20 protein-coding genes are annotated in these 24,901 nt (G+C 34.8%); 15 read left to right on the top strand and 5 right to left on the bottom strand.

Annotated elements, in window-relative coordinates:
* Positions 1 to 126: 126 nt before the first annotated feature.
* The 10 genes from H599_RS0108840 to argH all read left to right on the top strand — a co-directional run bounded on the left by H599_RS0108840 (position 127) and on the right by argH (position 11,205).
* The gene (locus H599_RS0108840; RefSeq protein WP_026713799.1) at positions 127 to 750 is read left to right on the top strand and encodes a GNAT family N-acetyltransferase; all 624 of its coding nucleotides are present in this window, start codon (positions 127 to 129) and stop codon (positions 748 to 750) included.
* A gap of 81 nt (positions 751 to 831) precedes the next feature.
* Positions 832 to 2,025, top strand: coding sequence for an argininosuccinate synthase (locus H599_RS0108835; RefSeq protein ID WP_026713798.1), 1,194 nt, complete (start codon positions 832 to 834; stop codon positions 2,023 to 2,025).
* A 191-nt stretch (positions 2,026 to 2,216) separates the two neighbouring features.
* The gene (argC, locus tag H599_RS0108830; protein ID WP_026713797.1) at positions 2,217 to 3,194 is read left to right on the top strand and encodes an N-acetyl-gamma-glutamyl-phosphate reductase; all 978 of its coding nucleotides are present in this window, start codon (positions 2,217 to 2,219) and stop codon (positions 3,192 to 3,194) included.
* A gap of 77 nt (positions 3,195 to 3,271) precedes the next feature.
* A complete protein-coding gene (locus tag H599_RS0108825; RefSeq protein ID WP_026713796.1) occupies positions 3,272 to 4,408 on the top strand; it encodes an aspartate aminotransferase family protein in 1,137 nt (378 codons plus the stop codon).
* 178 nt (positions 4,409 to 4,586) lie between these two features.
* On the top strand, positions 4,587 to 5,783 hold the full coding sequence (locus H599_RS0108815) for a glutamate-5-semialdehyde dehydrogenase (RefSeq protein ID WP_026713794.1): 1,197 nt from the start codon (positions 4,587 to 4,589) through the stop codon (positions 5,781 to 5,783).
* Between the two features lie 144 nt (positions 5,784 to 5,927).
* Positions 5,928 to 6,689 (top strand): glutamate 5-kinase, encoded by a 762-nt coding sequence (gene proB / locus H599_RS0108810; RefSeq protein ID WP_026713793.1) that lies wholly within the window; start codon positions 5,928 to 5,930, stop codon positions 6,687 to 6,689.
* Positions 6,690 to 6,795: 106 nt separating this feature from the next.
* A complete protein-coding gene (locus H599_RS0108805) occupies positions 6,796 to 7,761 on the top strand; it encodes an N-acetylornithine carbamoyltransferase (RefSeq protein ID WP_026713792.1) in 966 nt (321 codons plus the stop codon).
* A gap of 56 nt (positions 7,762 to 7,817) precedes the next feature.
* Entirely contained in the window at positions 7,818 to 8,597 is a 780-nt protein-coding gene (gene argB / locus H599_RS0108800) for an acetylglutamate kinase (RefSeq protein ID WP_026713791.1), read from the top strand.
* A 111-nt stretch (positions 8,598 to 8,708) separates the two neighbouring features.
* Positions 8,709 to 9,782, top strand: a complete 1,074-nt coding sequence (locus H599_RS0108795; protein WP_026713790.1) for a M20 family metallo-hydrolase — start codon at positions 8,709 to 8,711, stop codon at positions 9,780 to 9,782.
* Positions 9,783 to 9,924: 142 nt separating this feature from the next.
* A complete protein-coding gene (gene argH / locus H599_RS0108785) occupies positions 9,925 to 11,205 on the top strand; it encodes an argininosuccinate lyase (RefSeq protein WP_026713789.1) in 1,281 nt (426 codons plus the stop codon).
* A 90-nt stretch (positions 11,206 to 11,295) separates the two neighbouring features.
* Here argH and ytxJ read toward each other — a convergent pair whose 3' ends face one another.
* The gene (gene ytxJ / locus H599_RS0108780; protein ID WP_026713788.1) at positions 11,296 to 11,685 is read right to left on the bottom strand and encodes a bacillithiol system redox-active protein YtxJ; all 390 of its coding nucleotides are present in this window, start codon (positions 11,683 to 11,685) and stop codon (positions 11,296 to 11,298) included.
* Between the two features lie 150 nt (positions 11,686 to 11,835).
* Here ytxJ and clpB point away from each other — a divergent pair, with 150 nt between their 5' ends.
* Positions 11,836 to 14,442 (top strand): ATP-dependent chaperone ClpB, encoded by a 2,607-nt coding sequence (gene clpB / locus H599_RS0108775; protein ID WP_026713787.1) that lies wholly within the window; start codon positions 11,836 to 11,838, stop codon positions 14,440 to 14,442.
* A 173-nt stretch (positions 14,443 to 14,615) separates the two neighbouring features.
* On the opposite strand, the gene H599_RS19410 is transcribed toward clpB, so the two are convergent.
* Both H599_RS19410 and H599_RS0108765 read right to left on the bottom strand, forming a co-directional pair.
* Positions 14,616 to 15,389, bottom strand: a complete 774-nt coding sequence (locus tag H599_RS19410) for an RloB family protein (protein ID WP_051590690.1) — start codon at positions 15,387 to 15,389, stop codon at positions 14,616 to 14,618.
* A gap of 13 nt (positions 15,390 to 15,402) precedes the next feature.
* The gene (locus H599_RS0108765) at positions 15,403 to 16,707 is read right to left on the bottom strand and encodes an AAA family ATPase (RefSeq protein WP_026713786.1); all 1,305 of its coding nucleotides are present in this window, start codon (positions 16,705 to 16,707) and stop codon (positions 15,403 to 15,405) included.
* Positions 16,708 to 17,103: 396 nt separating this feature from the next.
* Between H599_RS0108765 and H599_RS0108760 the strand changes: the two genes are divergently transcribed.
* From H599_RS0108760 to H599_RS0108745, 4 genes are all read left to right on the top strand, one after another.
* Positions 17,104 to 17,457, top strand: a complete 354-nt coding sequence (locus tag H599_RS0108760; RefSeq protein ID WP_026713785.1) for a bleomycin resistance protein — start codon at positions 17,104 to 17,106, stop codon at positions 17,455 to 17,457.
* A gap of 125 nt (positions 17,458 to 17,582) precedes the next feature.
* Positions 17,583 to 18,182: a nitroreductase family protein gene (locus H599_RS0108755; protein ID WP_026713784.1), complete on the top strand. Its 600-nt coding sequence runs from the start codon at positions 17,583 to 17,585 to the stop codon at positions 18,180 to 18,182.
* A 45-nt stretch (positions 18,183 to 18,227) separates the two neighbouring features.
* Entirely contained in the window at positions 18,228 to 19,094 is an 867-nt protein-coding gene (locus H599_RS0108750) for a DUF808 domain-containing protein (protein ID WP_026713783.1), read from the top strand.
* 137 nt (positions 19,095 to 19,231) lie between these two features.
* Positions 19,232 to 19,504, top strand: a complete 273-nt coding sequence (locus tag H599_RS0108745; RefSeq protein ID WP_026713782.1) for a DUF4242 domain-containing protein — start codon at positions 19,232 to 19,234, stop codon at positions 19,502 to 19,504.
* A 47-nt stretch (positions 19,505 to 19,551) separates the two neighbouring features.
* Here H599_RS0108745 and H599_RS0108740 read toward each other — a convergent pair whose 3' ends face one another.
* Positions 19,552 to 20,553 (bottom strand): PorP/SprF family type IX secretion system membrane protein, encoded by a 1,002-nt coding sequence (locus H599_RS0108740; RefSeq protein WP_026713781.1) that lies wholly within the window; start codon positions 20,551 to 20,553, stop codon positions 19,552 to 19,554.
* Between the two features lie 16 nt (positions 20,554 to 20,569).
* A complete protein-coding gene (locus H599_RS21365; RefSeq protein WP_211253745.1) occupies positions 20,570 to 24,829 on the bottom strand; it encodes a PKD domain-containing protein in 4,260 nt (1,419 codons plus the stop codon).
* Between the last annotated feature and the right edge of the window lie 72 nt (positions 24,830 to 24,901).

Raw genomic sequence — 24,901 nt, 5'->3', positions numbered from 1 at the left:
ACATTTTATATTCCCACATTTTTTCTTGTTGGTTTTATTATGTTAATTTTGCAGTCAATTTCAAAAAAGGTTTAGTATTAAATTATCATTATTTCACATTTTTTAACCCAAAATTCATCTTTTGAAATGAATATCTCTATTGTTATAGCTCAGGAAGAACATTTTAAGTATGCACAAATTATTTGTGATACGATAGAAACTTCTGCCTTATTGAGAGGAACCGGAATAGCAAAAAGAACTCCTGAATATATCCAGAAAAAAATGACTAACAGAGATGCTGTTATCGCTTTGGATAAAAATGGGGATTTTGCAGGGTTCTGCTATATCGAAAGTTGGCAACACGGAAAATTTGTTGCACACTCAGGTTTGATTGTACATCCTGATTTTAGAAATCTTGGTTTAGCTAAAAAAATCAAAAGCTTTGTATTTGATTATTCCTTACAAAAATATCCGGGAGCTAAAGTTTTTGGAATTACCACAGGGCTGGCGGTTATGAAAATCAATTCGGAGTTGGGTTACAAACCGGTACCTTTTTCTGAATTGACCAGCGATCCTACTTTTTGGTCCGGTTGTAAAACCTGTACTAACTTTGAAATCCTAAAAAGTAAAGATTACAAAATGTGTTTGTGTACCGGAATGCTTTACGATCCGGCCGAAAAACCAAAAGACCCGCCAAAACATCCTTTTAATGTTAGGATTTGGAATAGATTAAAAAAAATCAAACAGGCTCTTTTTTTAGAAAACAAATAAAACGAACAAAAATAAATTATATAATCAGCTAAATGCGAAGTTCTGTCAAAGGAACCGTTAATAGCCCATAGATCCAGAAAAATGAAAAAAGTTGTATTAGCTTATAGTGGAGGTTTAGACACCTCATATTGCCTTAAATATTTAAAAAATGAAAAAGGATATGAAGTTCACACCGTATTAATTAATACAGGAGGTTTTGATGAAGAAGAATTAGCAGCAATTGAAAAAAGAGCTTACGAATTAGGAAGTGCTCAACATGCTAATTTGACCATTCTTGACAAATATTACGATAAAGCTATTAAATATTTGATTTATGGTAATGTTTTAAAAAACAACACCTACCCGCTTTCAGTAAGTGCTGAGCGTGTTTTTCAGGCTATCGAGGCTATCAAATATGCTAAATCGGTTGGTGCTAGTGCTATTGCTCACGGAAGTACCGGAGCAGGAAACGACCAAATACGTTTTGATTTAATTTTCCAAACCATCGCTCCCGAAATCGAAATCATCACTCCTATCCGTGACTTGAAATTATCAAGACAGGAAGAAGTAGATTATTTGATTAAAAACGGAGTGCACTATTCTTGGGAAAAGGCACAATATTCCATCAACAAAGGACTTTGGGGAACAAGTGTTGGAGGAAAAGAAACTTTGACTTCCAGCCAACCATTACCTGGCGAAGCATATCCTTCTCAATTAACAAAAGAAGGTGAAGAAAAAGTAACTTTAGAATTCAAAAAAGGAGAATTAGTTGCTGTAAACGGTGTAGCTGATAAACCTTCTAACAACATTGTTGTTTTAGAAAAATTAGCTAATGCTTACGCAATTGGTAGAGATATTCACGTAGGTGATACTATTATCGGAATCAAAGGAAGAGTTGGTTTTGAAGCTGCTGCTCCGCTAATCATCATCAAAGCACACCATTTATTAGAGAAACACACTCTTGGAAAATGGCAACAATACTGGAAAGAGCAGTTAGGAAACTGGTACGGAATGTTATTCCACGAAGGTCAGTTCTTAGATCCGGTAATGCGCAACATCGAAACTTTCTTAGAAGACACTCAAAAAACAGTGAACGGAAAAGTATTTGTTTCATTGAAACCTTACCACTTTTCATTAGACGGAATCGAATCTGAAAACGATTTAATGAACACTGGTTTTGGTCAATACGGAGAAATGAACAATGCCTGGACATCAGAAGATGCTAAAGGATTTATTAAAATATTAGGAAACGCTCAAAATATTTTCTCTTCAGTAAATAAGGAGACTTACGAGTAAAGGTTTTACCGCAATCCCGATAACTATCGGGACGCTAAGAAGACACAAAGCACACTAAGCTTTGTGAACTTTGAGCCTTCTTTGAGTTCTTAGCGGTTAATTTATTTACTATAAAAATATTAAGTAATTAAAAGACATTTAGCTTAATGAAACTTAATTTCTTAATGGTTTAAAATACAAAACAAACGATTATGATTACTATTGGAATAATAGGTGGTTCAGGATATACAGCAGGAGAATTAATAAGAATCCTGATGTTTCACCCGAACGCCAAATTAGATTTTGTCTACAGTACAACCAATGCCGGAAAACCACTTTCTATTGCGCATCAGGATTTAATGGGTGATATTGAAATGAATTTTACCGATACTGTAAATCCTAATGTGGATGTGCTTTTCTTGTGTTTAGGTCACGGAAAATCAATTTCGTTTTTAGAGAACAACAAATTCTCTGAAAACACCAAAATTATCGATTTAGGGAATGATTTCCGTTTGACAAAAGATAAAGAATTCGACGGAAAAACATTTGTTTACGGCTTACCTGAACTAAACAAAACCGATATTAAAAAAACCAATTATATCGCTAATCCGGGTTGTTTTGCAACAGCTATCCAATTAGCTTTATTGCCATTGGCAGCAGACGGAAAATTAACCGAAGATGTTCATATCAATGCCACAACAGGTAGTACCGGAGCCGGAGTAGGTTTGTCGGCTACTTCTCATTTTAGCTGGAGAAACAACAACTTCTCGCACTATAAAGCTTTTGAGCACCAACATTTGGGTGAAATCAACCAAAGCATTAATCAATTGCAGGCTTCTTACTCTGATGAATTGATTTTTATTCCAAACAGAGGTGATTTTCCAAGAGGAATTTTTGCAACCTTGTATACAAAATCGGAAGAGAGTTTAGAAGATTTGGTTACCAAATACGAAGCCTTTTATGCCGATCAGCCATTTGTAACCGTGACTACTACTAACATCAACATGAAACAGGTAGTACAAACGAACAAATGTATTATTAGTTTAATGAAAAAAGGAAACCGGGTTTTGATAACTTCAGTTATTGATAATTTACTCAAAGGCGCCTCTGGTCAGGCCGTTCAAAACATGAATTTAATGTTTGGATTGGATGAAACTACAGGATTGCATTTGAAACCGTGTGGATTTTAAAAATAGTTTATTTGTTTAATCGGTTATCTGTTTAATCGATTAAACGAATTAACAGATAACCGATTAAACATAAAAAAATGAACTTATTTGACGTTTACCCATTATACCCTATTACGCCGGTAAAAGCTGTGGACTGCACTATTTACGACGAAAAAGGAATCGAATATTTAGATTTATACTCTGGTCACGGAGTAATTTCAATTGGTCACACCCAGCCTGATTATGTGGCTAAAGTAAAACAACAATTGGATAATTTGAGTTTTTACTCAAATGCGATTCAGAATCCTTTACAGGTAGAATTAGCTAAAAAATTAGGTAAAGCATCAGGCTTAACTGATTTTAGCTTATTCTTATGTAGTTCAGGTGCAGAAGCCAATGAAAATGCTTTAAAATTAGCTTCCTTTCATACCGGAAAATCAAGAGTAATTGCTTTTGATAATTCTTTTCACGGAAGAACTTCTGCGGCTGTTGCAGTGACTGACAACAAAAAAATAGTTGCTCCTTTGAATGCACAACAAGTGGTTACTTTTCTGCCTTTAAACCAAATCGAATTGGTTGAAGCGGAATTGCAAAAAGGTGACGTTTGTGCGGTTATCATCGAACCTATTCAAGGCGTTGGTGGTTTAGATCAGGGAACAACTGAATTCTTTCAGGCTTTAGAACAAGCTTGTAAAGCTAACGATGTAATTTTGATTTTAGACGAAGTACAATCCGGTTACGGAAGAAGCGGAAAATTCTTTGCTTTTCAACACCACGGAATCAATCCGGATATTGTAACTACTGCTAAAGGAATGGGGAACGGTTTCCCTATTGGAGGGGTTTTGATTTCTCCTAAATTCCAGGCAAGTTATGGTTTATTAGGAACTACTTTTGGAGGAAGTCACTTAGCTTGTGCAGCCGGAATTGCCGTTTTGGATGTGATGGAAGACAAAAACTTGATCGAAAACACAAATAAAGTTTCTGAATATTTCTTTGAAGCAATCAAAGTTATTCCTGAAATCAAAAAGGTAAAAGGAAGAGGACTGATGTTAGGAGTTGAATTTGACTTTGACGTGAGTGCTTTGAGAAAGAAAATGATTATCGAAAAATATATTTTCACAGGTGGGGCTAATAATAAAAACTTATTAAGAATCCTTCCTCCGCTTACAATTACGACTGATGCTATCGATACGTTTATCAAAGCCTTACAGGAATCATTAGCTGAATTAAAATAATTATGAAATGTAAAACCAAGTTAACTCTTTTTTTGATAACCATTATTTTTGGTTGGATTTTAAGTGGATTTGGTTTTACAACAAAATTAGGTCATCCTACAAGTACAATTTGTTTTCTATCAGGTTTACTTATGATTCTATTTGGTGTTATATATTTTATTAAAACAAATAAAACAAAATGAATACATTATTATCCATAGACAAAAGAAACGCTGTATTGACCCGAATGGCGGAACTTTTAGAACAGGAAAGAGAAGCTTTGAAAGCCATCAATCAGCAGGATTTAGCCAATTATAACGGTGAAGATTTGGCTATGGAAAAACGCTTGCTTGTTGACGATGCTAAGGTGGACGGAATGATTCTTTCGGTGCAACAGTTGGCTAGTCAGCAAGATCCTGTGGGGCAGATTCGTTATGAATTTACTCATGACAACGGCATGAGAATTAGCAATAAAACGGCTGCTTTTGGAACGATTTTGATTATTTATGAATCCCGTCCGGACGTAACTGTTGAAGCGGGAGGAATTGCTTTTAAGTCTGGGAACAAAATTTTGTTGAAAGGTGGTAAAGAATCCTTACTTTCTAACCAAAAGATTGTAAGCCTTTGGCATCAGGCTTTGGCAGAAAACAGAGTTTCTACAGACTGGGTAGAATATTTGAATTATGACAGAGTGCAAACTCAGGCTTTCTTAGAAAAACCAACGCAAAGAGTGGATTTAATCGTACCACGCGGAGGTGAGAAACTCATCGAATTTACTAAAAAACACGCGAGTTGTCCGGTGATTGTAAGCGGTCGCGGAAACAATTTTTTATACATCAATTCCGACGCTGATTTAGACAAAGCAATGAATATTATCATCAACGGAAAAACCTCAAATATATCGGTTTGTAATGCTTTAGATAAAGTATTGATTGATGTGAATTTACCAAATTGGGAAGCTTTTACTAATGAATTAGTTACTAAATTAAAAAGTTATAACGTTACGGTTTTAGGCGACGAAGCTATTGCAAAAGCCACTCAAATTCCGGCCATTGAAAATGATTTGATTTGGTACGAAGAATTTTTAGATTACAAAATTGTCATCGGAACGGTAAATTCAAATCAGGAAGCTATTGAAATGATTAATAAATATTGTGGTGGACATTCGGCTTCGATTATTACAGAAGACAAAACCATTGCGCAGGAATTTATGGAAAACATTGATGCTTCTTCGGTTTATCACAATGCCTCTACCCGATTCACTGACGGTGGGCAATTTGGTTTAGGAGGCGAATTAGCAATCAGTACCGACAAATTACACCAACGCGGACCAATTGGTTTACAACATCTGGTAACTAACAAATGGTACATTTACGGAGAAGGACAGGTTAGATAGCAGTAATCAGTTGTCAGTTGTTAGTTCGAGCGCAGTCGAGAACTAAATTTGACACAAAACATAAAAAGAGCTTGTAAACTTAGTGCACTTTGCGAAAACTTTGTGAGCTTTGTGATTAAAAAAAGAAAACTTTGCGTTTAAAAAATGGCAAAAAAAAGAATTTTATTAAAATTAGGCAGTAATACCCTAACCAGAGAAACCAATCATATTTCGAGAGGAAAGATTGAGGATATTGGTATGCAAATCGCTGCTTTGAATGATAAATACGAATTTATCATTGTAAGTTCCGGTGCAATTGCAGCGGCCAAACAATTTGTAAAATTAGATAATAATGACAAAGATGTTTTTGTCAAACAGGCTTTGGCTTCTATTGGTCAGCCTCATTTGATGCGGATTTACAACGAAAACTTTAAGGATTTAGGCTTGAATACTTCACAATGTTTACTTTCTTATTCTGATTTTGAAAAAGAACAAACTAAGAAAAACATTGTGAATACTATTAATGTATTGGTCAAAAACAATTACATCCCTATTATCAACGAAAATGATACCGTAGCTACTGATGAAATTAAATTTGGAGATAACGATAAATTAGCGGCTTTAACCGCAGTTTTATTAAAAGTTGATATTCTGATTATAGCCACAAATACCGATGGTTTTTACACCAAAGAATCAATGAGTAATGGTTTTCCTAAAACTATTTTATCGGTAGAGAATCTAAAAGATTTAGAAAAAGAAATTGGTGATTCTAAATCTTCACATGGAACCGGAGGTATGCAGTCCAAAATAGAAGCTGCTGCCATTGCCAAAGAAGCCCAAATTGAAACCTGGGTGGTTAATGGTCTAAATGACAATTTCATTTTAAATGCTTTAGCAAATAAAATAGCATTTACAAAAATTGTCTAGCAGAATTAAACTAAAATTGATTTAAAAACGATAACATATAATCCGCTATAATTCACGTTTCTTTGCACAGCAAATTCGTTATTTAGCATTCAAATACACTCAAAAGATGAACTATATTTCAATTCAGGACATAGATAATTTGTCAGAATGGGTTCAAGATGCTCTTAAAATCAAGAGAAACCCACTTAAGAACAAGAAATTAGGAAAAAACAAAACATTAGGGATGTTGTTTTTCAATCCAAGTTTAAGGACCCGTTTGAGTACACAAAAAGCAGCCTTAAATTTAGGTATGAATGTGATGGTAATGAACTTTACCAGCGAAGGATGGACATTAGAATTTGAAGACGGTGCGATCATGAGTCAGGGCGCTTCGGAACACATTAAAGAAGCTGCCGAAGTAGTCTCTCAATATTGTGATATTATTGCCATCAGAGCTTTTGCCGGATTAATTGATAAAGAAAAAGACAATGCCGAAATGGTTTTGGCAGGTTTTTTAAAATACGCCACAGTACCGGTTGTAAATATGGAAGGCTGCACGGGTCACCCATTACAATCTTTGGCAGATGCCATCACCATGGAAGAATTCAAAACCCCACATAGACCAAAAGTGGTTCTAACCTGGGCTCCGCACCCTAAAGCATTACCACAGGCGGTTGCGAATTCTTTTGTAGAAATGATGCAAAAACAAAACGCTGATTTTGTAATCACACATCCGGAAGGTTACGAATTGAATCCGGAAATCACTAAGGATTCTAAAATTGAATACGATCAGAATAAAGCTTTTGAAAATGCCGATTTTATTTATGCCAAAAACTGGAGTAACTATATTGAATACGGACAAATTACTAATGCGGATACCAACTGGACTGTAACTGCTGAAAAAATGGCTTTGACTAATAATGCCAAATTCATGCACTGTTTACCTGTTCGTAGAAATGTAATTGTAACCGACGAAGTCATTGACAGCGAAAATTCTATTGTTATTCAACAGGCAAATAACAGAACCTATTCGGCTCAATTAGTATTAAAAAAAATATTAAAATCTATTTCTAAAAAGAAGGTAAACGAATAAATTGATTTTTTTAATACGCTTTATTTTTATACTTTTTCAAGCAATAACCCTATATCATGAAACAGCAACTTACAGTAATCAAAATAGGTGGAAACATCATCGACAATCCAACAGAACTGACTCAATTTCTTTCTGATTTTTCTAAAATCGAAGGCTATAAAGTATTAGTTCACGGTGGAGGAAAATCAGCGACTAAAATGGCACAAAGCGTAGGCTTAACACCAAAAATGGTTGACGGTCGAAGAATTACCGATGCACCTATGCTGGATATTGCAGTGATGATTTATGCGGGGCAAATCAATAAAAATGTGGTTGCCGAATTACAGGCAAACGAAACAAATGCCGTAGGGTTTACCGGTGCTGACGGAAATCTTATCCTTTCTGAAAAGAGAAATCACCCTACTATTGATTATGGATTTGTGGGCGATGTCAAAAAAATCAATACACCTTTATTACAAAAACTAATTGAATTAGATATTACTCCTGTGTTTTGTGCCATCACACACGATAAAAACGGACAATTATTAAACACCAATGCCGATACTATTGCCAGTGAATTAGCTATCGGATTATCGGAAGTTTTTGAAGTAACTCTAAATTATTGCTTCGAAAAACCGGGCGTTTTGTACGATGCCGAAGATGATTCTTCAGTAATTGCACAAATAGACTCTCCTTTGTATGCCAAATTAAAAAACGAAGGGGCTATCCATTCCGGAATGATTCCTAAATTAGATAATTGTTTTAACAGTTTGTCAAAAGGAGTTCAGAAAATTAAAATCGGACATCATAGAATGTTGAAAAATGCAGACGCCGTTTGCACCACCATTCAACTGTAAACCACATCATTTGATTGTAAATCAAAGTGATACCGTTTAAAAAAAAATTAGAAGAAAAACTTCTAAAAAAAACTCCAAAAAGCCAACAACTTATTGGAAAAAAAACAAAAAATGAAAAACATCGAAACACTTACTCAAGAAGCAATTAATTTATTAAAGAGCCTGATTGAAACGCCTTCCTTTTCCAGTGAAGAGCAACAAACAGCGCTTTTAATAGAAAATTGGTTTAACCAAAACGGAATACCTTTCAAGAGAGAGAATAACAATGTTTGGGCATTCAATAAAAATTTTGACGAAAACAAACCAACACTACTTTTAAATTCCCATCACGATACGGTAAGACCCAATCAGGCTTACACTAATGACCCTTTCAAAGCCATTGTAGAAGACGGAAAATTATACGGTTTGGGAAGTAATGATGCCGGAGGTTGTTTAGTTTCCCTGTTAGCAACTTTTACCCATTTTTATACCAGTGAAAATTTGCCTTACAACATCGTAATGGTGGCTTCGGCCGAAGAAGAAAGCAGTGGTAAAAACGGATTAAACAGCGTTTTAAAACACTTACCGGAATTAGAATGCGCTATCGTAGGCGAACCTACTTTAATGCAATTGGCCGTAGCCGAAAAAGGTTTACTGGTTTTAGACATAAAAGTAAAAGGTACTGCCAGCCACGCAGCACATAACAATCCGGATAATCCAATTTATAATACATTAGCAGCAATCGAATGGTTCAAAAACTACCAATTCGAAAAAATATCGGAAGTTTTAGGTCCTGTAAAAATGACCGTAACCCAAATCAATGCCGGAAAACAGCACAATGTAGTGCCTTCTGAATGTGATTTGGTTGTAGATATTCGGGTAAACGATTGTTACAACAACAAAGAAATTTTAGCCACAGTTCGTAAAAATGTAAATGCCGAAGTCAATCCCCGTTCGATGCACTTAAATGCTTCTTCTATCCCTGTTTCTCACGGATTAGTTCAGGCCGGAATTGCATTAGGAAGAACCACTTACGGCTCCCCTACACTTTCTGATCAGTCTGTTTTATACTGTAAATCATTGAAATTAGGACCTGGTGACAGTTTGCGCTCTCACTCGGCTGACGAATTTATTTACTCAAACGAAATCGAAGAAGGAATCGAATTGTATATCAAAATACTTTCTGATTTCTTTAAAAATATTTAGTAGCTAATCCCGCTATTCGCTGCAATCTTTTATTTTTTAAAGAAAAAAATAAAAGGATTTTCGCTGCTATCGGGGCTAAAAAATAACTTTGCGAATCTCTGGGTATTCTCTGAGAATCTTTGCGAAACAAAAACATAGAATTATGAAACTTTGGGAAAAAGGAATACCAACTGATAAACAAATCGACTTATTCACCGTAGGAAACGATAGAGAATTAGATTTGATTTTGGCAAAACATGATGTTACTGGAAATATTGCGCAGGCAAAAATGCTTGCAAAAATTGGCTTAATTACTAATCAGGAATGCGAAGATTTATTAGACGCATTGGCAGAAATTCAGGAAGATATTAAAGCCGGAAATTTTACCATCGAAGATTCATTTGAAGATGTACATTCCAAAGTGGAATATTTGCTTACGCAAAAAGTAGGTGATGCCGGAAAAAAAATCCACACTGCCCGTTCCCGTAATGATCAGGTTTTAGTGGATATGAACCTGTATTTAAAAGAAGAAGTACTGCAATTAAAACAACAGGTCAAAGCACTTTTTGATTTATTAATGGCTTCTGCTGAAAAATACCAAAACGTATTATTGCCGGGTTATACGCATTTGCAAATAGCGATGCCAAGTTCCTTCGGAATGTGGTTTTCGGCTTATGCTGAAAGCTTAATTGACGACATGAGTATGTTGAATGCGGCTTTAAAAGTAGTCGATCAAAACCCTTTAGGCTCGGCTGCGGGATACGGAAGCTCCTTCCCTATTGACCGTACTTTTACCACAAAAGAAATGGGTTTTAGTGCCTTAAAATACAATTCGGTTGCGGCACAAATGAGTCGGGGAAAATCAGAGAAGACAGTTGCTTTTGCTATGGCGAGTGTCGCGGGAACACTTGCTAAATTTGCCTATGACGTATGTTTATACATGAGTCAGAACTTTGATTTTATTGGGTTACCAGCCAATTTAACAACGGGTTCAAGCATCATGCCTCACAAAAAAAATCCGGATGTATTTGAATTAATTCGTGGAAAATGCAACAAAATTCAGGCATTACCTTATGAGTTAACATTAATCACCAACAACTTACCAAGCGGTTACCACAGAGATTTACAACTTTTAAAAGAAGGTGTTTTCCCTGCTATTCAAAACTTAAAAGCCTGTTTGGATATTGCTATTTTCTCCATTCCGGATATCAAGGTTAAAGAAAATATTTTAGAGGATAAAAAATACGATTATTTATTTACCGTTGATACCTTGAACGAAATGGTTACAGCCGGAATTCCATTTAGAGATGCTTACAAAGAAGTAGCTTTGCAAATTGAAGCCGGAAATTACCAATCGCCAAAAGCAACCAAACACACACACGAAGGAAGTATTAATAACCTTTGTTTGAATGAGATTAAAGAAAAAATGAATCAGGCTTTCTAAAACGAAAACGCATTTTATAAAAAGCCACGAATTCACGAATTATGATATTTTAATTCGTGAATTCGTGGCTTCTTATTTTTATTAATTTGATTACACTACTTCTGCAAGAACTGAAGCATCAATATCCGAATGCGAAGCATCGTAAACTGATTTTCCGTCTTTAATCACTAATATTTGCGGAGACTGATGTTCTACCTGAAAACGATTGGCAATTTCATTTGAAATTTCGCGATAGTTTAATAAATCCAAAAAATAAGGTGTAACTTTATCCTGTAAAGCAAATTCATTTTCAAATTGCTTCAGAGCCATTCTACTGATACTGCATCGGGTACTGTGTTTAAAAATGACCGCTGGTTTCTCATTCGAGTTAAACATAATTTCAGCTAACTGATTCAAATCGGTTAGATTTTCCCAGTTAATTTTAAATTCCTGTTGTTTCGGAGTTTCATCACTCCCGAAGATATTTTTAAAAAAATTCATATTTTGACTTGTTTTATGACTTTTTGGCATTAAAAACTGATAAAAATTATGGTTTTTATGTCTTTTTGTCTTTAAATTTGATATGGAATATAATTTGTCCCAACGCTTGCAAAGGTAAGTAATAAGTTTAAACCAAATCAATAAAACAATATGAACATTAATAAATTTACAATCAAATCGCAGGAAGCCATTCAGCATTCGCAACAATTAGCACAACGCTATGGCCAACAACAAATTGAAAACGAACATATTTTCAAAGCTATTTTTGAAGTAGACGAAAATGTGGCTCCTTTTATTTTGAAAAAACTCAATGTAAATGTGCCTTTATTTCTGCAAGTTTTAGATAGTACTATCCAAAACTTTCCTAAAGTTTCCGGAGGTGATATTATGCTTTCCAGAGAAGCCAATAAAGCCTTAACCGAAGCTGAAATTATTGCACAAAAAATGAACGATGAATATGTTTCTATCGAACATTTGATACTGGCTATTTTTGCATCCAAATCTAAGGTTGCCCAAATCTTAAAAGATCAGGGCGTTACCGAAAAAGGACTAAAATCAGCCATTGAAGAATTACGTAAAGGAGAGAGAGTAACTTCTGCTTCTGCCGAGGAAACTTACAATTCACTAAATAAATACGCTAAAAACCTGAACGAATTGGCTAGAAGCGGTAAACTGGATCCGGTTATTGGTCGTGACGAAGAAATTCGACGCGTATTGCAAATTTTAACCCGTAGAACCAAAAACAATCCAATGCTGGTGGGAGAACCCGGAGTGGGTAAAACAGCTATTGCCGAAGGTTTGGCACACCGAATTGTTGACGGTGACGTTCCTGAAAATCTAAAAGAAAAAATCGTGTACTCGCTTGATATGGGAGCTTTGATTGCGGGCGCAAAATACAAAGGAGAATTTGAAGAACGTTTGAAATCGGTGGTGAAAGAAGTAACATCAGCCGAAGGTGACATCGTTTTATTCATTGACGAAATTCACACCTTAGTAGGTGCCGGAGGTGGCGAAGGTGCTATGGATGCGGCTAATATTTTAAAACCGGCTTTGGCGCGTGGAGAACTGCGCGCTATTGGGGCAACTACTTTGGACGAATACCAAAAATATTTCGAAAAAGACAAAGCCCTTGAAAGACGTTTCCAAAAAGTACTGATTGATGAACCCGATACCGAAAGTGCGATTTCGATTTTGCGTGGTATTAAAGAAAAATACGAAACACACCATCAGGTACAAATCAAAGACGAAGCGATTATTGCGGCGGTTGAATTATCGCAACGTTACATTACCAACCGATTTTTACCGGACAAAGCCATCGATTTAATGGACGAAGCAGCTTCCAAAATCCGTATGGAAATCAATTCAAAACCGGAAGAACTGGATGTTTTGGATCGAAAAGTAATGCAGCTGGAAATCGAAATTGAAGCCATCAAACGTGAAAAAGACGAAGCCAAACTTAAAATTCTTGGTTTGGAATTGGCCAATTTAAAAGAAGAACGCAATAAGATTTTCGCCAAATGGAAATCAGAAAAAGACATTGTGGATAACATTCAGGCAGAGAAAGCACAAATTGAAAATCTAAAATACGAAGCCGAGCGTGCCGAGCGTGAAGGTGATTACGGAAAGGTTGCCGAAATCCGTTACGGTAAAATCAAGGAAGCTCAGGAACAATTGGATGCCTTGATGAAAGAATTACAGGAAAACCAACATGGTTCTTCGCTTATCAAAGAAGAAGTAAACCGAGAAGACATTGCTGAAGTGGTAGCCAAATGGACCGGGATTCCGGTGGTTAAAATGTTGCAGGGAGAAAGAGAAAAACTCCTGCATCTGGAAGAAGAACTACACCGTCGTGTGGTAGGTCAGGAAGAAGCTATCGAAGCCGTGAGTGATGCGGTTCGCCGTAGCCGTGCCGGATTACAAGATCTGAAAAAACCGGTTGGTACTTTCTTATTCCTTGGAACCACAGGTGTGGGTAAAACCGAATTAGCAAAAGCCCTGGCTGAATATCTGTTTGACGATGAAAACGCCATGACCCGTATCGATATGAGCGAATACCAGGAACGTCACGCTGTGAGCCGTTTGGTAGGTGCGCCTCCGGGCTATGTGGGTTATGATGAAGGTGGACAATTGACCGAAGCCGTGCGTAGAAAACCTTATTCAGTAATTTTGTTGGATGAGATTGAAAAAGCCCATCCGGACACCTTTAACATCCTGTTGCAGGTTTTGGACGAAGGACGTTTGACAGACAACAAAGGACGTTTGGCCGATTTTAAAAACTCTATCATCATCATGACTTCTAATATGGGAAGCCAGATTATTCAGGAGAAATTTGAGAATCTCAAAGGAGGCATCGAAGCCGCTACCGAAGCTGCAAAAACAGAAGTATTGGGATTATTGAAACAAACCGTTCGTCCGGAATTCATTAACCGTATTGATGAAATTGTGATGTTTACGCCTTTGACCAATGCGAATATCGCTCAAATTGTAGGTTTACAATTAAAAAGCGTGACTAAAATGCTGGCACAACAAGGTATTACGATGGATGCCACACCGGAAGCAATTGCCTATTTATCGGATAAAGGATTCGACCCGCAGTTTGGTGCTCGTCCCGTAAAACGTGTGATTCAAAGAGAAGTCTTGAATCAGTTGTCTAAAGAAATTCTGGCTGGTACAATCACAACCGACAGTATCATTCTTTTAGATGCCTTTGACGGTCAATTGGTTTTTAGAAATCAAAGCGAAAAAGCGGAAGTGTAAGCCATAGTCATTACGAGCGATAGCGAAGTAATCTCACTATTAAAGGTTAGTAGCTAAAAACTTAGTGAGATTGCTTCGTTCCTCGCAATGACTGACAAGAAATAATATAATTAGAACACCAGTCCTAACCGATTGGTGTTTTTTTTTTTAGAACTTAACAATAAATTAATTTTTTAAAACTTTATTTCTGTACAAGGATTATCTTTATCAATACCTAATATTCGTTTTACCAATAAAAAAACTGTTGTTGAAGATTCATTAATCGCTGGGTTTTTATGACTTTCTAATTTATTAAAAATTCTTTCTGCTCTTTCAATTGCATGACAAATTCTTCTTTTACCATTCTCACATGAAAGTAATACATCAAAAAAAGCATTAGATATTGATTTACCTCTTTTATCTGAATTATCATCATACTTCAATCCAAATGGCTTCAAAAATTTATTTAAAGCCTTTTTATAAAGATTTCTATTCATTGGCTCTCCTTGATAATCATTAAAATGAAGTAATAGCCAATACTCAAAAGCTTGATGAGAATAAGCCACTTTTATATTATTTTTATTCGCAAGAAAAATTGCTTGATCAAAATTCATCAATTGATTCGGGTTATCTGGCTTCGGATCAGCATCAAAAACACACCACACTTCTTCATAATATCCTGGTTCTTTTTGGTCTCTTAAAGCAATTGTTTTATTAACTAAAGACAACGTATTATCACCTAAACCAACAACCTTTAATTCCAAGCTTGATATTTTGAATTTACAGAAATAATCTTTTTCTGTATTTTTTCCTTCACAAGTTATTAACAGTTTTGGTTTTTCATCCCTTATATTAAAAGTTCTTTCTACAATTGGTTCTTCTTTCTTTCTTCTTTTAGCTTCCTGAAGCTGTTTTCTATGTTTTTCTCTACTTAATTCTTCTATAGATTTTTTGTTTTTCATTTTCATGCTTAAAATCTATTTAAGAATTAAATAAATTGGAAATATTTTCTAAAAATGGAATTCCACCATATCTACCATCCAAATATCTTTCTTCAAAATTTTCCCCTTTCCTAACTTTAAATTCTGCTAATGAAAATAATTTACCTTCCCCATATCTATTTTTTTGAGTAAACCAAACTTGATCTCTTCTAAATAAATTTTCATTTAACAAATTCGTATTATGGGTGTTAAAAATTAATTGAGCATTCTTAGGATTAGTTTCACTTGAATTAAAAAGTTTTATCAAATGTGAAACAATATTTGGATGCAATCTAGAATCTAATTCATCAATAAAAACAATATTCCCATTTACTAAAGAATCATAAATAGGACCTAAAACAGCTAAAAGTTTTTGTGTTCCTGCTGATTCCATATTTGAAAAATTAAAAACTTCATTATCTACATAATTATAATCATTATCATATTTTCTATGAACAGATTCTGTTTCAATAATAATAGTATCTTTATTTTTTTTAATAATTTCATCTATTTTATCTAGTAATTCTTTAGGAGATTTTATTCCATCAGAAGATTTAACCTCTCTTACATTAATATTTGAAATACCAATATCAAATCGTTTAATAGTTTCTATTATTTTTAAACCAATTTCTGTACTTTCAAAAATTTCATTTAAAGAAAAACTTTCATAATGATCTGGCTCATTACCTAATAAAAATCCAATTCTTCTAAAGTAGTTTGATATTTCTTTAGCCTCTTTTACCTTAAATTGATTAGACAGAGATAAAATAAGCGCATTATCTCTTAAAATGTCATCGCCATCTTTCGTAACCCTTTTCATTTTTTGAAATGATTTATGAAAATCTATTTCTAAACCTTCTCGATAAAAAAGCTCAACCTCTTTGGGTTTTAATGTTAATTTCTTTTGAAAAAGCCATTCCGACTTAATACTATTTTTGTCAGCTTCAAAACCATATCTATATTGACATTCATTAATTAAAAAAATAACTTCAAATTCAGAAGGAGCATTTTCTGTTTGTGTACTTAATTTAAAACTATCTACACTAATTTCATCCCCTTCTTGTGTTTTTGTAGAAGAATTAATAACAAACCATCTCATAAAAGCTAAAGCATCAATAAATTTAGTTTTGCCGCTTGCATTAGCTCCATAAACTACTGCACTTTTCAATAATCTATGAGAATAATTTTCTATATCAAAAACATTAGAACCTTCTAAATCAGATTTATCATAATTAGAAGCAACCATACTTAGAGTAACTTTATCCTTAAATGTTTTAAAGTTTTTTATTGAAAATTGTACTAACATTTTATTTAAATTTTAAACAAAGATATTTTTTTAATTAATATAAAAGGATTTTTTGTATACTTATTAACAAAAAATACTTTTATGCACTTAAAAAAAACCTAACCAGCCGCCATAGACATCCCCTAAATATTCTGTTAACGTTAAAACTGTTTACAAATGAAAGCAGAAAATATTAAATGTTTTAATTGCTAAATAGAATGCCCCCCAGACAGCACAAAAATGCTTTCCGTGCCTGCAACAGTATGCAAATAATATCAACCAGTCTAAATCCTGAGGAGATGCTTTCTTCGTTAGCAGGACAAGATTGAGGTAATTGATTAAGGTTTAGTCTGTATTTTTTAAAATTGATAAACAATAAACTTTTAAAATAATTACCTTTACTAAAAACTAAAAATTATGCTTACAGCCATCATTCCTAAATTACCTATGCGGAATAAGACCACAACCAAAAGTTATTACATAGACCAATTAGGTTTTACTCAAATTGGGGATTATGGTGACTATCTTTTACTCAAAAAAGACAACATCGAAATTCATTTTTTTGAATTCAAAAACCTGAATCCTAAAGAAAATTACGGTCAGGTATATATAAGAACTCATGCTATTGAAAGTTTATACCAATCTTTATTGGATAAAAAAGTGAGCATTCATCCAAATGCTCCTTTGCAAAACAAACCCTGGGGACAAAAAGAGTTTGCCCTACTCGATCCGGATAATAATTTATTGACCTTTGGGGAAAGTATAACTTAAAATTTTCATCTGCTATAATCTGCAACATCTGCGTGCCAACGAAACGTTTTTACAACAATTCAGCACTTTCCAGTTCCTAATAATTAGCTTAACTTTGCTGCTATTCAATTCGTAAAAACACCATCATGAATATTTTAGAATTAATTCAGAAAAGATATACTGCCAAACATTACCAATCCGACAAAGCAATTCCACAGGATAAGATAGAAGATTTAAAAGAAATTTTGCGCCTTACGCCTTCTTCTATCAACATTCAACCGTGGAAATTTACCTTTGTACAAAATCCGGAAATGAAAGCAAAACTGGCTTCGGTTTCGATGCACAATACCGAAAAAATCAATCAGGCGCATTTATTGGTAGTTTTTTCTGTGGCAGATGATTTAGATGCTTTTCAAAAAGTTATTGACGCCGAATTACCGGCTGCCCGAAGAGATTGGTACAATAAAATCAGAGCCAATACTCCGGAAGCCGAATTGAAAATCTGGCTGGCAAAGCAAGTTTATATTGCTCTGGGTGTAGGATTGACTGCCAGTATTGCTTTGGGATTGGATTCTACTGCTATGGAAGGAATTGAATCCGACAAATACAAATACATCTTAGAAATGAGTGATTACAAACCTTTATTTGCTATGGCAGTGGGTTATGGTGCGGAAGATGATTTTAACCGTATCGAAGTAACTCCTAAATCAAGAAGAGCTTTAGAAAGTGTAATTGACAGTATCTAATACTTTTACACCAACAACTAACAACTATAAACTAACAACTATTAAATGGCATCAGGATTTTTTGCATTATTAGATGATATTGCAGCTATTATGGACGATGTGGCCGTAATGAGTAAAGTGGCAGCCAAGAAAACTGCCGGAATTTTAGGAGATGATTTGGCGGTAAACGCCGAAAAAGCTTCCGGTTTTGCTTCATCCAGAGAATTACCTGTTTTGTGGGCAATTTCTAAAGGATCCCTTCTTAACAAAATAATTATACTTCCCATAGCCTTTTTACTCAGTGCCTTTTCTCCTATGGCAATTATTGTCATTTTGGTTTTGGGCGGACTCTATCTGGCTTATGAAGGTGCCGAAAAAATATACGAATTCTTTTTTCCTCATCATCACGACAAAATAGCCATCACTGATAAAACTTTTACCGAAGAAGAAATTTTAACTATTGAAAAAGACAAAATCAAATCGGCTATTATCACTGATTTTATTCTATCGGTCGAGATTGTCATTATTGCTTTAGGAACGGTCATTGAAGAATCTTTATCGAAACAAATAGTAGTGGTTTCTATTATTTCTTTATTAGCCACTGTGGGGGTTTACGGAATTGTTTCTTTGATTGTCCGCATGGATGAAGCGGGTTTAAAATTAATCCAATTGAGTTCCAAAGAACAAAGTTTTACAAAATCACTGGGAAATATACTCGTACAGGCTTTACCGAAAGTTATTAAAGCCCTAAGCGTTATCGGAACTATTGCTTTGATACTGGTTGCCGGAGGAATTTTTGTTCACAACATCGAATATTTACATCATTTAGCACCACAATTACCAGCTTTCATCAGAGAATTTGCCTTAGGACTTGTTATTGGATTTGTTGTTTTGGGACTAATAAATTTTTTCAAAAAAATTATAAAAAAATAATTTTACAAAATACATTTAATCAACTATTAAACAACACATTAAACTCCTATTTCAACACAACAGCCTTTATTTTTTTGTAACTTAGTACTTTCACAAAAACAAAAAAAAACAGTACGTTAATTCTAAATCTAAAAGCAATGCCTAAGTATGTTATTGAAAGAGAAATTCCGGAAGCCGGAAAATTAACTCCTGAACAGCTCAAAGCAATCTCACAAACCTCTTGTGGAGTATTGCTTAAAATGGGTTCTGAAATTCAATGGGTTCACAGTTATGTAACAGATAACAAAATCTATTGTGTTTACAACGCACCAAATGAGGAAATGATTCTTGAACATGCCAAACAAGGCGGATTTCCTGCCAATTCCATCAGTAAAGTTTCCACAATCATCGATCCCGTCACCGCAGAATAAAAGTAAAAACAAAAGGCTGTTTCTTAAAAAACAGCCTTTGCTTTTTTTTATCTTCCTGTATAATTAGGACAGCCAAAACATTTTTTATCCAAATTGAACTGATAGGTCAGCGACAATTCATACACTCCTCCTGTTCTACCAATTTTAGTGGTATTCATATCATAAGACAAGCCCAAACGCAAGTGATCGTATTGCAGGCCTGTAAAAAGATTAATAGATGTTAACAAATGACTATCAAGTCCGTTTTTAGCCGGATTAGTGACAGCGGTAACTCCAAAAAACATTTTCTCAAACAAAATAGAACTTCCAATATCCAATCGGTTGTAGCGCCCTTGTTGCATATAATTGGCAGTTACAAACATCTTTGTGGCATAAGGAAAAAACTGAACATCAATATAATCGGCAAGTAGAAATTCATATCCTGTACTCAATGAAAAAAAGGTATTCAAAGGAACATTTCCATCTTTGTTAAAAGCAATATTGGGTTTATTGAGATGTTTCATCGAAAGTCCAATCCATAAATCTTCGGTATTGAAGACCATCCCTGCTCCAATGTCAAAAAAACTTACTTTGTCATTTTGTAAAGCCTGATCAATCGAGGTAGCATTATTAATTCCGGTTCGAATATTAATTTGGTCTTCCAATAATAAATTTCGAAAAGCAAAAGACTTATATCCAAAGCCTACTTCTATAGCAGGTCTGAAATCCCATTCATCACTCACTCGTACCTGATAAGCATAATTAGCATTCAGTTGCGAAAAATTATAATTGGTTACATTTTCTCTTTGATTTAAAAAACTAACACCTAGTCCGGAATTCATATCTTCACTCCATGTATTTAAAAAAGCATAATCGGTAGCGATTTTCAAATTCAAATCCGGCCATTGTTCTCTATGAATAATTCCGGTATAAGTGGTTTCCATAAAGCCGGTAAAACCAGGATTTAAGGTTTCCGGCACTAAAAAATATTGGGTAAAAATAGGATCTTGTGCTTTAACATTCGAATAAAAGAAACACGAAATCAGGATAATAATTAATTTAATTCTCATTAGTTATGTACTTCTTTTATTTGATTAATGTTAAAGCGCCTTCCAGAACAACATCATGTTTGTAAAAAGTCTTACCAATCATTTTGTAATAATAATTTCCGTTTTCAGCGTCTAAACCTTTCACTTTTCCATTCCATCCTTTGATATTTTCTCCTTTTTCAGTGTATATTAAACTTCCCCAAGTATCATAAATATATAGGTTAACTTCAATAAAACCTAAGAATACCGGAGCAAAACTGTCATTAGTACCATCGTTATTAGGTGTAAATGCATTTGGCATTTCTACGCTGTAGCCTTTTTCAATTTTAATCGTTGTGGAATACACGTATTGACAACCAAAAGGATAAGTAACGGTTTGCTTTACGGTATAAGTTCCCACTCTGGTATAAATATGCAATGGATTTTCTTCATCTGAAAAATTGCCATCACCAAAATCCCATGAAATGTTGGTAAAATCACCTGTAGCTAAATTGGTAAACAAAATAGGATCGAAAATCGAATATAAATTATACACATCGTGACCATAAGAAGCATAATTAAAATTAGCTTCTCCTAAAAAGGGAGTATTCACATTAAAAGGGATACTAGCTTCACAACCAAAACTGTCTTTTACACTAAATACAATTAAACCGTTGTTGTTTGTATTCATAATTTGGTTATTACTACCACTAACCACTCCGTCTGACCAACTTAAGGTATAAGGCGGAATTCCTCCCTTAACATGTCCTACGAATGTTTGTTTAACATATTTAGTATCACAATCAAAATCAGTAATAGTTTCAACTGTAGGAGTCAATTGCTCAAAACGAATAATTTTCCAGGAATTAGTTGCTTTACAACCATTAGCATCTGTCACGTTTACGATATAATTATCCGGAGGCAAATTGGCTAAATCTTCTGTATTAGCCCCATTAGACCACACATAGGTAAAAGGCGGTGTTCCCCCTGTTACTACGAGATTAATAGCTCCCGTATTCACATCGTAACAACTCAACGGATTAGAAACATCAGCGTTTAACTCAATTGGTAAAGGCTCATTAATAATAAATTCCTCCTGAATGGTACAATTTTTTTTATCTGTAATTTTTACCGAATACTTCCCTGGTTCCAAATTATTTCGCTCCGTTCCTGCAGTCGAACCATCATTCCAAACTAAGCTTACCGGAGCAACTCCTCCTACTAAATTCAATCGGATATGACCATTTTTTTCACCATAACAGCTTACATCTTTTACATCAGGACTAATTGAAAACTCTGGAACATTGTCAATAGTAATTGGGAATACTTTAGGACAGCCCAGAGCATCTTCAATAGTAATAATATAAGTTCCTGCCGACAAATTATTTTGGACTCTTCCTGAACCTAAATTACTCCATTTGATAATATAAGGTTCTCCTGTTGCAAAAGGGACACCTCCACTAATGTTGGTAATCGTAATTGAAGCATCGCTATAATTATAACAGGCAATTTCGGTTTTGGTATATTCTAATTTAATTTCGGGATTCTGAGTCAACACAACCTCTAAGTCATCTGTACATCCTGAATTGTCTGTTACTCTCAAATGATAAATTCCTGCATAAAGATTTCGTAAATTTTTATTTGAACTTGTAAAACCATTTGGCCCAGTCCAAGAATAATTGTAATTAAAAACACCAGGACTTGTTTGTGTAGCACGTCCTCCTGTTACATCTACATTAATTTCTCCTGTAGCATAACCATAACAAAGTATGTTGGTTTGATTTGCCAAAGTAACATCAAGAACTGGCGGATTTATTATTGTATAATCTCCTTCGAGTATCTCACAATTATTAATTTCAGTAATAGTTACACGATAAACACCTTCAGATAAATTTTGAAGATTATTAGTTCCCGTAAACGGATTCCCATTTTTAGTCCAAACATAAGTATAAGGAGCTGTACCTCCGTTTACATTTAAATTAATTTGTCCGTCATTCAAATCATGACAGGAAATATCTGTTTTAAATCCAGAAAAAGCAAATTTAGCCGGTTGATTTACCTGATAAGTAGCTACAAATGGACAATTCCCATTATCAGTAATTTTCAAAGTATAACTTCCTGCAACTAAATTTGAAATATCCTCATCAGTACTGCTAAATCCGTCTGGCCCAGCCCAGCTAAATTGATATGGCGCTCCGGTTGAAAATGGAATTCCTCCTCTTACTGTAATGTTGATACTTCCATCATTAGCACCTAAACAACTGGTGTTTTTAATAATAGGATTGGTATTAATTAATGGATCTACGGTAACGGTTACAGTAAAATTAGCCCCGGGACAACTGCCCGCTATTGGTGAAACTGTATAAGTAACAGTAGCTCTATTTGAGGTAAGATTAGTTAATATTTGACTGATTTTCGTTTGAGGCAAAGATTGTGCAAATGCACCACTTATTGCTCCGGCAGGCGAAACTGTTGGTGTTGACCATGTGTATGTAGTTCCGGACGGTACATTATCTCCACCTCCTGTAGAAGGAATAACAGTAAAAGAACTTCCGCTGCATATTTGAGCTGTTTTGGGCGAAATGATTGGAGAAAGAACTGTATTTACTGAAAATGTTTGTACCGCTGAAACTGTACCACAGCTGTTAGTTACACTAAAAGTAGCCGTATAATTTCCGCTCCTTGTATAGTTAATTGGTCCGGGATTTAAGGAGTTAGAAGTTGAAGGTGTTCCTCCCGGAAAAGACCAAGAATAAGTTAGTTCAGAACCTGGTGCACAATTTTCTATTATTTTTCCAACCGGATTTATCGTAGCAGAATTACAATAATTAGAAATAGGATCTAAAGAAATAATCGGAGGCTTTTTGACTTCAATCATTTTAGTAATCTCCCGTTCGATACCACAAGAATTTATAGTTCTTAAACGCAGGTAATATGTTCCCGAAATCGTAAAATTAATCACAGGGTCTTTTGAAGTAGAACCTGTTCCGGCAGTAAAATACCAATTCCCTCTTTCATTTTCACAATACGGATCATAATAAGACGTAATTGACCAATAGTAACTCTGATTACCACAGGCAAATCTCGTGTCGGTTGTATTGCTAATCTGAGTATTCGAATTGACACAAGCTTTTGTATAAGTAAAATTGGGTTGTAAAACAGGTTCCACACAAATATCTCTTCTATATTCTACCCCCACACCACAAGGCGTTACAGCATTTAGTTTAATGGTATATGACCCTGGTGAAGTATAAACATGACTTGGATTAACCTGATTAAATACGGGTGTTCCATCACCAAAATCCCAGGTATATACTCCCACTGTACTACAATCATTTTTAAATCCGGCAACAGTGGTATTACTAAAATAAACTGACGAATTCACACAGGCTATACTTGGCGAATTAAAACTTACAGTAGGTTTATCCAAAATAATGATAGGCCCGGCAGATAAACTCGTACTTCCACAAGAATTACTAATAGTCAAAGTTACCGTACTTCCACCCGGACAATTAAATCGCGTAAAAGTATGCGGAATAAGAAATCCCTGTGAAGCAGAAGGATTTGAAGCATTATAATATGCTGAACTTTCTAATTGCGATTGTGTATAATTTTCAATTGTACCATCACCAAAATTCACAGTATATCGTGTATCTGAAGGATTTAATGCCCAGGAACCAATGGCAAAATTCATTGGAGCCACAGGAATACAAAAGTTGGTCGTATTCCCCGGAGCAATCAAAGCTCCTACAGGATTGTTTGAATTTTTTACGATGTACGAAATACTATTATTACAACCTGCACTTCCTACGGCAGTAATAACCATATTAAAAGAACCTAAACGTTGGTAGGTATGTGTCATAGGAAAACTAACATTCGTTTCAGTGCTTCCATCACCCCAATCTATATTGTACGAACTAATACAGGAGACCGAAGCAGAAGCATTACCTACTCTAATGGTATACGTTAAATTCGTATTATTATCACCGCAACGTTCAAAAACTGAAGTATTATCAGCATCTGGATTGACAAACTTTAAATCTGGTTTCTGTTTTACAGTAACAATTTTAGGAACAGAAGTAGTCGAAATACCGTTTCTGTCTTTCACCGTTAATTTTACGGAGAAAGTTTGAGTACCACAACCTAAGGCAGTAAAAGTATGCGTAGGATTACTATTAGTAGAAGTAGTTCCATCACCAAAATCCCACTCATAAGTAAAAGGTGCATCTCCGCTTACTTGAGGAACAAAAGTGATTGGTGTTCCCGAGCAACTGTTGTCATTATTAAAAGTAAAATCAACAACAGAAGCAGCTACCATTCTTTCATCCCCAAAAATTACAGGTTTAGCATTAGCTTGATTAAAGTTCCAAAAAACAAAGAAAACAAGAAA

The sequence above is a fragment of the Flavobacterium daejeonense DSM 17708 genome, from assembly GCF_000425425.1.
Lineage (GTDB): Bacteria > Bacteroidota > Bacteroidia > Flavobacteriales > Flavobacteriaceae > Flavobacterium > Flavobacterium daejeonense.
Note: the sequence above shows the minus strand (reverse complement) of the source record. Positions and strands in the feature narration are given on the sequence as shown.